Consider the following 11,879-nt stretch of genomic DNA (forward strand, 5'->3'; position numbering starts at 1 on the left):
TGATTCAAGCTATTAATTTAATTATCATGGTTAGCTCGTCGATATAAACACTTCCTTGTGCTTAATCGTAATAATCTTAGGCATTTCTGCAGTCGTAAAGGCTTATACTTTGTTAATATTAGCTAAAGTTGCTGACAATTCAGTGATTACTTGGCTATCTTCTATGGTTGATGGAATTTCAACTTTTTCGCCATCAATCATTTGCCTAAGGGTTTTTCGTAAAATTTTACCTGAACGTGTTTTAGGCAATCGGTCAATAATAAACAAATTTTTTAATGAAGCTATTGCGCCAATGCTAGTACGAATACTTTGCTTCAACTCCTTCTCCAACTGTGTATCACAGGTACTGATGCCATTTTTTATTACCACTAACCCTAATGGTACTTGCCCTTTTAATGAATCATTAATGCCAACTACGGCACATTCTGCGACTGCGGGGTGAGCCGATAAAACTTCTTCCATTTCACCCGTTGATAATCGGTGACCGGCAACATTAATAACATCATCGGTGCGGCCCATGATGAAAAGGTAGCCATCTTCATCAATATAGCCGCCATCTCCAGTCAGGTAATAACCAGGGTAAGTTGATAAATAGCCGGAAAGTAATCTTTGTGGATCTCGATAAATTGTTGCTAAGCAGCCAGGAGGCAATGGTAGCTTTATTACCACGCTACCTTGTTGTCCCGCAGGAACTTGCTGGCCATGTACATCCAGAATTTGTACATTATAGCCCGCAACAGCAGGTCCAGAAGAGCCAGCCTTGGTTGTCATCATATTACCATTGCCGTCATCTAGTGGTGTACTGGCAATTGCCCAACCCGTTTCTGTTTGCCACCAATGATCGATTATCGGTAATTGAGTTTTTTCTTTGAGCCAACGGTAAGTGGCTGGGTCTAAGCGTTCGCCAGCGAGGTAAAGGCGTTTTAATGAGGAGAGATCGTAATCCTTAAGGAAGTCACCTTCAGGATCTTCTTTACCTATGGCTCGAAAGGCGGTGGGAGCTGTGAATAATGCATTGACCTTATACTCCGCGCAGACCCGCCAAAAAGCACCTGCATCAGGTGTTTTAATGGGTTTACCTTCATAAATAATACTGGTACAACCCGCCATTAAGGTGCCATAAATAATATAAGAATGGCCGACAACCCAACCAACATCTGAAGCAGCCCAAAAGGTATCGCCTGGCTGCATGCCGTAAATATTTTTCATGCTATAAAGCATAGCGACAGCATGACCGCCGTTATCTCTGACTACGCCCTTGGGTTTGCCCGTAGTTCCCGAGGTGTACAAAATATAGAGTGGGTCGGTGCTCTTAACCGCTACAGGGGGGATTTCTACAGCAACATCCATTTGTGTTTGCCAATCAAGATCTCGGTTTTTTATCAGCTGCGCTTGAACTTGTTCTCTTTGATAAATGATGCAGCTTTTAGGTTTATGAATGGCTTTTTCAATAGCATCATCAATTAAAGGTTTATAGGCAATGACTTTAGCTATTTCAATACCACAACTGGCACTAACAATGACTTTCGGCTCGGCATCATTGATACGCACGGCAAGCTCGTTAGCAGAAAAACCACCAAAAACTACCGAGTGAATTGCGCCAAGCCTAGCACAAGCAAGCATAGCGATAGCCGCTTGGGGGATCATCGGCATATAAATTAATACGCGATCTCCCTTAGTAACTTCTTGAGATCTGAGCACATCAGCAAATTTAGCCACCAAACTAGTGAGTTCACTATAGGTAAATTTTTGCTTGAGTCCAGTGACTGGCGAGTCGTATATTAGGGCGGTTTGTGCGCCACGACCTTGTTCAACATGATAATCTAAAGCGAGGTAACAAGAATTTAACTCGCCATCGACAAACCACTCATGCCAAGAGTCACTGTTTGTCGACAATATTGTTTGTGGTGTTTTATACCAAGCTACAAGCTTTGCTTGCTCATGCCAGTAACTTTCCGGTGAGTTTATTGCTAATTCTTGTCGCTCAGAGTTATTCATTATCTTGACCTTACAATCTATATGGGTAGTGATACCTTAAAACTGTCGACAAAATTAACCTATTAGACTTTAGCCTAATATTTGAGCATTTTATACTGGTAAGCTAGTTGGTGAGTTATTTAGCTATATTATTTCTGCACTGACATTTGATAATGAACCGCATCAAAATCGCCAATGGGATCAGTATGTAAATAAGCTCTGACAAAGCTCATGCCCATTTTTTTCATCACGCCTACAGAAGCCAAGTTATCGGCTACCGCTAACGCAGAGACATGGCTAACATCAGAAAGAGTGATAACTGCATTCTTAATAGCTATTGCCGCCTCTGTAGCGTAACCTTTGCCCCAAGTGCTTTGGAAAAAACGCCAGCCTAATTCTAAGTCTTTAAAGTTTGGTGAGTCAGTAAAAAACGCCATAGGGCGGATTAATACCCAACCTAAATACTCATCAGTTACCTTGTCTGATACTTGCCAAATCCCCCAGCCTAACTTGTCATCACGGTACTTCTCCATACGCGGAATAAATACACTGTTAATTTTATCCATGCTGGTGGCTTGGCCGCCAGTTAGGAATTTCATCACTTGTGGGTCTTGATCTAATTGCCATAGCGCTTGGGCATCTTGAGAATCCATTAACCTAAACTTAAGGCGTTCAGTATTATTGATTTGCATAATAAACCTATTAAAAAATGATAAGAAAGCAAACATAACGCAATCTACTTTTCGTTATGTTTGGTTAAATTTTATTACAATGCTAACAAGGGCTTTATGATTGTTGCAGCAAAGGTTTTAAAAATCTCGCTGTATGTGAGGTTTTATGTTTTGCTACTTGCTCAGGTGTGCCTGCAACTAATATTTCACCACCACCCGAACCACCTTCTGGGCCTAAATCGACAATCCAGTCAGCGGTCTTTATCACATCTAAATTATGCTCAATTACTACTATGGTATTACCATGGTCACGTAATCGATGAATAACATGCAGTAATTGTTTAATATCGTGAAAATGTAAACCTGTGGTCGGCTCATCTAATATATATAAAGTTTTACCGGTATCACGTTTTGATAATTCTTTTGATAGCTTAACGCGCTGCGCTTCACCACCAGAGAGTGTCACTGCAGATTGGCCTAATTTGATATAACCTAAACCAACATCAAGTAAGGTTTGCAGTTTACGTTTTATTGCTGGAATGGCTTGGTAAAACTCATAAGCATCTTCAATGGTCATATCCAATACTTCATGGATATTTTTACCTTTATATAAAACTTCTAAGGTTTCACGGTTATAGCGCTTAGTTTTACAAACATCACAAGGCACGTAAACATCGGGTAAAAAGTGCATTTCCACTTTGATCATACCATCACCCTGACAGGCTTCACAGCGACCACCTTTAACGTTAAAGCTAAAACGGCCCGACTTATAGCCACGTGAACGCGACTCTTGCGTGGCGGAAAAAATGTCACGTACCGCAGTAAATATACCGGTATATGTTGCCGGATTTGAACGTGGTGTTCTACCAATAGGGCTTTGATCAATTTCGATAACTTTATCTAAATGCTCTAATCCATGAATGCTTTTATAGGGGGCCGGTTCATCAATGGTGGCACCATTTAGCTCAATATGAGCGAGTTTGTATAGGGTGTCGTTGATCAGTGTCGATTTTCCTGAGCCGGAAACACCAGTAATACAGGTCATTAAACCTGTTGGAATAACTAAATTAACATCCTTTAAGTTATTGCCGCTGGCGCCTTTTAGTTTTACCACGGCTTTTTTATCAAAGGCATGACGTTTTTTCGGTATTTCAATACGTTCGACACCTGAAAGGTACTTACCCGTGAGTGACTCCTTACAGGCTAAAATATCATCTACTGTACCTTGGGCGATAATCTCGCCGCCATGCACGCCTGCGCCTGGACCAATATCAATAACAAAATCGGCCGCGCGAATGGCATCTTCGTCATGTTCAACGACAATCACGGTATTACCTAAGTCCCTGAGGTGTATCAAGGTGCTAAGTAAGCGTTCATTATCCCGTTGATGCAAACCAATAGAGGGTTCATCTAATACGTACATTACTCCCACTAAACCTGCGCCAATTTGGCTGGCTAAACGTATTCGCTGTGCTTCACCACCAGATAGGGTATTAGCGCCGCGTGATAGATTAAGGTAATTAAGGCCAACATTGACTAAAAATCCTAAACGTTCGTTGATCTCTTTTAAGATTTTTTCAGCGACTTGTCCTCTTTGTCCGGTTAACGCTAAACCTTGGAAAAAGGCTAATGCTTCACTAATTGATAGTTCGGCGATTATGTTTAGCGGTGTGTCAGCAATAAAAACATTGCGCGCCTCTAATCGTAAGCGACTGCCATTACAGTCTGGACAATGATGTGAGTTAAGGTATTTGGCTAACTCTTCACGTACCGAGTTTGACTCAGTTTCTTTGTAACGGCGCTGCATATTATTGATGATGCCTTCAAATGCATGTTTACGCATCACCACATCACCACGGTCGTTCATATACTTAAATTCAATTTCTTGTTCGCCACTGCCATAAAGCACAACTTTTTGTGCTTCAGTGGATAATTTTTTAAAAGGCTTATCAACGTTAAAGCCATAATGCTGGGCAAGGGCTTGCAGCATTTGAAAGTAGTAAAAATTACGTTTGTCCCAGCCACGGACTGCGCCGCCGGCAAGGCTTAACTCTTCATTGGCAATAACGCGATTACTATCGAAGAATTGCTCAATACCTAAACCATCACAAGTTTGACAGGCGCCGGCTGGATTATTAAAGGAGAATAAGCGCGGCTCTAATTCTTGCATGCTGTAGCCACAATGTGGGCAGGCAAAATTAGCAGAGAAAAGCAGTTCTTCTCGGTCGGGCTCATCCATGAAAGCGATTTTGGCGGTACCATCGGTTAAGCTTAATGTTGTTTCAAAAGACTCAGAAAGGCGTAATTGAATCTCATCACGCACTTTTAAACGATCAACGACAACTTCTATGGTGTGTTTTTTATGTAACTCTAATGGCGGTGGATCGGATAAGTCACATACTTCACCATCAATGCGGGCGCGAATAAAACCTTGCGCGGCTAAGTTATCAAGCAGTTTTACATGTTCGCCTTTACGCTCTTGGATAATAGGAGCAAGTAGCATCACCTTCGTGCCTTGCTCAAGCTCTAAAACTTTATCAACCATTTGTGAAACGGTTTGTGCTGCCAGTGCTTGACCATGCTCCGGACAACGCGGTTCACCCACTCGGGCATAAAGTAAACGCAAGTAATCGTATATCTCAGTGATAGTACCTACGGTTGATCGCGGATTATGAGAGGTAGATTTTTGTTCAATGGATATAGCGGGCGATAAACCTTCAATATGATCAACATCCGGCTTTTCCATTAACGATAAAAATTGACGAGCATAAGCTGAAAGTGATTCTACATAACGGCGTTGCCCTTCAGCGTAGAGCGTATCAAAGGCAAGAGAAGATTTTCCTGAGCCAGAAAGACCGGTAATTACCACGAGTTTATCTCGAGGTATTGTTATACTAATGTCTTTGAGGTTGTGTGTGCGAGCCCCTCTGACTACAATACTTTTCATGCGTTTTTAACCCAACTTACGATAAAATAGAACCGACGATTATGTCATATAATTTACAGTATAAAAACTAAACTAGGGCAGAATATCAAATTAAACTGTTTATTTTTACAGTGCTCTGTTAGCTCTCTGGGAAAGGAAAAAACGGAGATATGTCATTAAGCAGACGAACCAACAATTACCATGACGACCAAACTATCTTGTCCTTAACCTCCTGTTTTCATTGTTGGGATTTTGTTGTACTAGTTTGCGTGCTAAACTAGTGGCAAATTTTTCCGCGTTCTTCATTTTATTTTAGGTTTTAGCAACGTTATGAGTGTTTCAGGTTTAAACCGTATTGAGAAAAAAGCCGCCTTTTCCTTAGCCAGTGTCTTTGGTGTGCGCATGTTAGGCTTATTCATGATATTACCCGTGTTTGCCATCTATGGTGAGCAACTAACGGGATATAGCCCCATGTGGTTAGGGCTAGCCATTGGTGCTTATGGCTTAACACAAGCTTTATTACAAATACCTATGGGAATCCTATCTGATAAATTTGGCCGAAAGCCGGTTATCTTAGCTGGGCTAGTGGTGTTTCTTATTGGTAGTGTTATTGCCGCCATGTCAGACACTATTTATGGCGTGGTCTTAGGGCGAGCGGTTCAAGGTATGGGAGCTATCGCCAGTGCTATTTTAGCTTTGGCTGCTGATTTAAGCCGCGAAGAGCAAAGACCAAAAGTGATGGCAACCATTGGTATGTGCATCGGTTTGTCTTTTACTTTGGCCATGATTTTAGGGCCGATTGTTGCGGATGTTTTTGGTTTAAGTGGTTTATTCTGGTTTACCGGTTTATTAACTATTATCGCTATGTTTATGATCCAGTTTATGGTGCCAAATTCGGTAAACAAAGCGCCGCGTGGCGATAGTGTTGCTTTGCCCGCGCAGATTCTTACCTTAATTCGCCATCCGCAATTGTCTCGCTTGAACTGGGGCGTTTTTATATTACATATGGCATTAACCGCCTGTTTTGTTACCTTGCCTAAACAGTTTATTGCCAGTGGTTTGGCATTAGAAAATCACTGGCAAATATATTTACCTACCTTGCTGGGATCATTTTTCTTGATGGTACCTTTCATGATTATTGCCATTAAAAAACAAAAAGAAACGCCAATGTTTAGTGCGGCGGTCACTTTATTAACGGTAGCGTTATTTTCGCTGTGGTTATTACCAACAGGCTTTTGGAGTTTGGTATTATCGATGGTCTTATTCTTTACCGCTTTTAATTATTTAGAAGCAACCATGCCATCAATTTTATCGCGCATTGCACCAGCTGGTCTGAAAGGTAGTGTTATGGGCGTTTATTCAAGCAGCCAATTTTTAGGAGCGTTTGTCGGCGGTATTTTAGGCGGTTTCATTGCCAGTCAATATGGTGAACAAACTATCTTTTTAGTGATGGCTATTGCAAGTCTAGTTTGGTTACTACTCACTTTTGGCATGCAGAAACTTAAAAAATCGAAAAGTTTTAGTTTTGCAACTAGCATCACTTGCGAACAAGAAGCCGAACAAATGGCTGAGCAGTTAATTAATATGCCAGGTGTTATCGAAGCAACCCTAGTACATACAGAAGCGGTCGCCTATTTAAAAGTTGATGAAAAAAGCGTTGATTTACTAGCCGTTAAAGCTTTATTACAAGGGTAGAGACTTAAACTACTCTATTGTAAGTTAGCGTGTAATGCGTAATAAAAATCCCTCACTATTAAAATTAGTTGAGGGATTTTTTTTGGATAAAGCAAACTAGCAAAATCGCGCTAAACTAAGGGTTACCTTATCCCTTATTTAGCGCGTGACTAACATGTCTAATCATCACACTTACAAAAAAATTGAAATGGTTGGTTCATCTAAAACCAGTATCGAAGATGCCATAGGAAATGCCTTAGCTGAGTGTAATAAAACTATCAAAAATATGGATTGGTTTGAGGTCACAGAAACCCGTGGTCATATAGTTGATGGTGCTGTCGGCCATTATCAAGTCACTTTGAAAATAGGCTTTAAAATAGCGTCAAGCTAACTTAGCTTTGTTCAAGTAGCGTATTTAACTAGCCTTATTTGAGTGCAGCAATGTAATCTTCTAGCTTATTGACGCCAAGCATCATTGTTATATCATCATCTTGTTGTTTGCCAAGTAATGCCATGCCCATAGGGGATTGGGGTGTAACGACAGTGATGTTTTGCTCAGCTAACTGAAAGCGAAAGCCCCCTGCGGCAGGGCCGAGAAAAAACCAGTGCTTGGCTTGCTTATCTGCTGATAACTGTACTAACGCCCCAAGGGCGATATAACTATCAACATTGAACTCAAGGATCTCTAGTGCGGTATAGGTATCAATGGCATGCTGAAATTCATTCACTCGCTTAGATAGTCCTTCTGCTAAGTAGCTCGCTTCTATCGCTAAGGTATCATATTGTGTTTCCGCGACACTTTGGTCATCAACAGCAGCGGCATGTGCTTCATTGGCAGCATCAATAGCTTGTTGAAGCTCTTTTGCTAATGCCGTGACAATAAGATTAATTAACTGTTTTTTATTGGGCATAAAATTTTATTCTATCGCTATTTTAGATGTTTTAGTCAGTAACTGATAACTACTTAGTTGGTAACCATCAGGGCTCTACTTTTAGGTAATGTTAACCCGAATATTTTACCATAACTTGTGTTTTTATCTAAATGTCAGTAAATTATGTATCTAAATTAACTGGTACGACCAATAGCAGAGCAAAATTATGACAACAACTGCCTACCCACATTTATTAGCGCCACTAGACCTTGGCTTTACCCAATTGGCTAACCGTGTCCTTATGGGATCAATGCACACTGGCCTAGAGGAAGAGCGCGGCGGTTTTGCTAAATTAGCAGCCTTTTATCAAGCTAGGGCAAAAGGTGGTGTTGGCTTGATTGTTACTGGCGGTGTTAGTCCTAACTTACGCGGCAGAATCGCGCCTTTTGGCAGTGAGTTAAGCCATTTTTGGCAAGTAAATAAACACAAGCAAGTCACCGAGGCGGTACATCAATACCCTACTAAAATCTGTTTACAGTTATTACATACAGGGCGATATGCTTATCATCCTTTTGGTGTCGCGCCGAGCAAAATTAAATCTCCTATTTCACCTTTTACCCCGAAAGCCATGTCCGTTAGGCAAATTAAATCTACCATTAAAGACTTTGCTTATGCATCTAAATTGGCCGCTAAAGCGGGCTATGATGGCGTTGAAATCATGGGCTCTGAAGGCTATTTAATTAACCAGTTCGCTTGTCTTAGAACCAATAAACGTAATGATGAGTGGGGCGGTAGCATTGAAAATAGAATGCGCCTAGGCATTGAAACAATCAAAGCGGTACGCGCCAAAGTGGGCGATAACTTTATTATAATATTTCGTTTATCCATGTTGGATTTAGTGGAAGGTGGTAACAGTTGGCAAGAAGTTGTTACTATGGCAAAAGCGGTTGAGCAGGCTGGCGCAACACTCATTAATACCGGTATCGGTTGGCATGAAGCGCGTGTACCTACCATAGTAACTTCTGTACCTAGAGCAGCATTTACTTGGGTTACTGAAAAAATGAAGCAGGAAGTATCTATTCCGCTTATTACCACTAACCGCATCAATACCCCTGATGTTGCCGAGCGAGTGTTAGCTACAGGGCAAGCAGATATGGTGTCAATGGCGAGGCCTTTCCTTGCCGATGCCGACTTTGTTAATAAAGCTGCGGAGAATAAAGCCGATGAGATTAATACCTGTATTGGCTGTAACCAAGCTTGTTTAGACCATGTTTTTGCACAAAAGCGCGCCTCTTGTCTGGTAAATCCTATGGCGTGTTATGAAACTGAGCTGGTAATTGAAAAAACGAATAAAGTTAAAAAATTAGCGGTGATAGGAGCAGGACCTGCAGGTTTAGCCTTCAGTGTTTATGCGGCTCAACGTGGTCATCAAGTTGAACTGTTTGATAAGATTAGTGAAATTGGTGGTCAGTTTAATGTCGCTAAGCAAATTCCAGGTAAAGAAGAATTCTTCGAAACACTACGCTACTTTAACAAACAACTTAGCTTGCATGGTATTAAAGTGCACCTTAATAGCGAGCAAAGTGCAGAGAAATTAATCGCTGCCGGTTTTGATGAAGTGGTACTTGCTACGGGTATTAAACCGAGAAAACTTACCATAAAGGGCTTAGGAGAAGGTTATGCCAGTAAGAAAGTACTGACTTATTTACAAGTACTGCGTGATAAAGTTGAGGTAGGTAATAATGTTGCTATTATCGGCGCCGGTGGTATTGGCTTTGATGTGGCAACATACTTGTCAGAAAAATCACTAACCAATGAACCTGATGCCTGGCTTAAAAACTGGGGTGTTGATAAAAGTTATCAGCAAGGCGGAGCATTACTCAACAAGCAAGATGTACCTAAACATAATCCAGAAAGGAAAATTATCCTGTTACAACGTAAAACCACTAAAGTGGGTAAAGGGCTAGGTAAAACCTCTGGCTGGGTACATAGAGCTAATTTAGTTAAACAGGGCGTTACTATGGTTGCTGGCGCAAGTTACAAAGCCATTACCGATAAGGGATTATTGATTGAAGTTGATGGTAAAGAGCAGTTGCTGGCAGTGGACAATATTATTATTTGCGCAGGACAAGAGTCTAATCGAGACTTGCAACAAGCATTAGTTGATGGCGGTTTACCTGTGCATCTGATTGGCGGTGCAAATGTCGCGGCCGAGCTTGATGCTAAACGTGCGATACGCCAAGCTGCCGAATTAGCGGTGAAAATTTAGGCGTTATTTGAGCCTATCTATCGAGATATCAATAGTTAACCGAAGAAAAAGCCTATATTTGTTCGGTTTATTATTGATATACTGTCGCGAATTAATTTTTTTTAGATAGAGCACAGTGCAAAAAATAATTGTCGATGGCGGTGATATTGAATTTTATACCACCCCTAAAGAATATAAGCAGCAGTTGTTATTATTAATTGAGGGTGCGCGTCAGCGTATCTTCATTACTGCTTTGTATTTACAAGATGATGACGCAGGTCGGGAAATCCTCCATGCGTTATACCAAGCTAAAGCAAACTTCCCCGAGCTAGATATTAATATCTTTGTCGACTTTAACCGTGGTCAACGTGGCTTAATAGGTGAAAAAGAGAGCTTAGGTAACCGTGCTCTGTATTTACAGTTAGCGCAAGACTACCCGCAAACGGTCAACATTTATGGTGTGGCGGTTAAGCGTAAAGAAGTCTTTGGCGTTTTACACCTGAAAGGCATGGTCTTCGATGATAAGCTTTTCTATACAGGTGCAAGTATTAACGATATTTATTTACACCAAGGTGAACGATACCGTTTAGACCGTTACTGTACTATTAATAGTCCTGAATTAGCTGAAAGTTTTTGTCATTACTTAACTGATACCTTTATTGGTTCAGGTCTGTCGCCTCTGCTTAATCAAGCATGGTTACCTGATGCCATAGAGCAAAAGAGAAATCTTGCGACGTTAAAAGCCCGATTAAGAAAGTCCCACTACATTGTTGCTCAGCAGCAAAGTAATAGTCAGTCCAAGCTAGTCAGTGATAAAACCTTTATTACTCCGCTAGTAGGCTTTGGTCGCCGTAAAAATCAGCTTAACCAAGCTACCCGTCATTTAGTGCAACAAGCTGACAATAACATAGTGCTTTTCACGCCGTATTTTAATCTACCTCATGCCCTTGCTCGAGATGTTATTAAAGCATTAAAACGTGGTGTTAAAATCACTGTGGTTGTTGGCGATAAAACAGCGAATGATTTTTTTATTAGTAATGATGAAGACTTTAGCACTATCGGTATCATTCCTTACGTTTATGAAATGTTATTAAAGCGTTTTGTTAAGCGTTACCAAAGTTTTATCGATAAAGGCTTATTGAATATTCATTTGTGGAAAGATAAAGATAATAGTTTTCACCTTAAAGGTTTACGTGTTGATGATCGCTACCATTTAATTACCGGCAGTAATTTAAACCCGCGTGCTTGGGCACTGGATCTAGAAAATGGTTTACTTGTCGATGATGCAAGTAAGCAGCTTTTACAAAAAACCAATGATGAATTACTGGGTATTTTAGTGGATACCACTAAAATAGTGCATTATTCAGATATTGAATCAGTTGATGACTACCCGGAAAAACCGCAGAAATTATTGAAAAAAATACGTGTTGCACAAATTGATAGGGTTTTAAAACGATTCCTTTAGTACTATTGATTACAGTAAAAAATACTGTAATCAATCGTTGGAGCAC

Annotated in this window: 8 protein-coding genes; 4 read left to right on the forward strand and 4 right to left on the reverse strand. The window is 40.7% G+C overall.

What is annotated here, in order from left to right; genetic code table 11:
- Positions 1-102: 102 nt before the first annotated feature.
- The 3 genes from HRT55_RS20120 to uvrA form a co-directional block, all read right to left on the reverse strand.
- Positions 103-1,998, reverse strand: a complete 1,896-nt coding sequence (locus tag HRT55_RS20120) for a propionyl-CoA synthetase (RefSeq protein WP_291624123.1) — start codon at positions 1,996-1,998, stop codon at positions 103-105.
- Between the two features lie 128 nt (positions 1,999-2,126).
- Positions 2,127-2,669 (reverse strand): GNAT family N-acetyltransferase, encoded by a 543-nt coding sequence (locus tag HRT55_RS20125; protein ID WP_291624124.1) that lies wholly within the window; start codon positions 2,667-2,669, stop codon positions 2,127-2,129.
- Between the two features lie 94 nt (positions 2,670-2,763).
- Positions 2,764-5,595 (reverse strand): excinuclease ABC subunit UvrA, encoded by a 2,832-nt coding sequence (uvrA, locus tag HRT55_RS20130; protein WP_291624125.1) that lies wholly within the window; start codon positions 5,593-5,595, stop codon positions 2,764-2,766.
- A 309-nt stretch (positions 5,596-5,904) separates the two neighbouring features.
- On the opposite strand from uvrA, the gene HRT55_RS20135 reads away from it, so the two are divergent.
- Together HRT55_RS20135 and HRT55_RS20140 are read left to right on the forward strand one after the other, a co-directional pair.
- A complete protein-coding gene (locus tag HRT55_RS20135; protein WP_291624126.1) occupies positions 5,905-7,269 on the forward strand; it encodes an MFS transporter in 1,365 nt (454 codons plus the stop codon).
- 154 nt (positions 7,270-7,423) lie between these two features.
- Positions 7,424-7,639 carry a dodecin gene (locus HRT55_RS20140; protein ID WP_291624127.1) on the forward strand — a complete coding sequence of 72 codons (216 nt, stop codon included), beginning with the start codon at positions 7,424-7,426 and terminating at the stop codon, positions 7,637-7,639.
- A gap of 34 nt (positions 7,640-7,673) precedes the next feature.
- On the opposite strand, the gene HRT55_RS20145 is transcribed toward HRT55_RS20140, so the two are convergent.
- On the reverse strand, positions 7,674-8,159 hold the full coding sequence (locus HRT55_RS20145) for a hypothetical protein (protein WP_291624128.1): 486 nt from the start codon (positions 8,157-8,159) through the stop codon (positions 7,674-7,676).
- Positions 8,160-8,346: 187 nt separating this feature from the next.
- On the opposite strand from HRT55_RS20145, the gene HRT55_RS20150 reads away from it, so the two are divergent.
- Both HRT55_RS20150 and pssA read left to right on the forward strand, forming a co-directional pair.
- Positions 8,347-10,389, forward strand: coding sequence for an FAD-dependent oxidoreductase (locus HRT55_RS20150; RefSeq protein ID WP_291624129.1), 2,043 nt, complete (start codon positions 8,347-8,349; stop codon positions 10,387-10,389).
- Between the two features lie 115 nt (positions 10,390-10,504).
- Positions 10,505-11,833 (forward strand): CDP-diacylglycerol--serine O-phosphatidyltransferase, encoded by a 1,329-nt coding sequence (gene pssA, locus HRT55_RS20155; protein ID WP_291624130.1) that lies wholly within the window; start codon positions 10,505-10,507, stop codon positions 11,831-11,833.
- The last annotated feature ends 46 nt before the right edge of the window (positions 11,834-11,879 follow it).

Origin of the sequence: Colwellia sp., assembly GCF_013214175.1 — a bacterium.
GTDB lineage: Bacteria > Pseudomonadota > Gammaproteobacteria > Enterobacterales > Alteromonadaceae > Colwellia.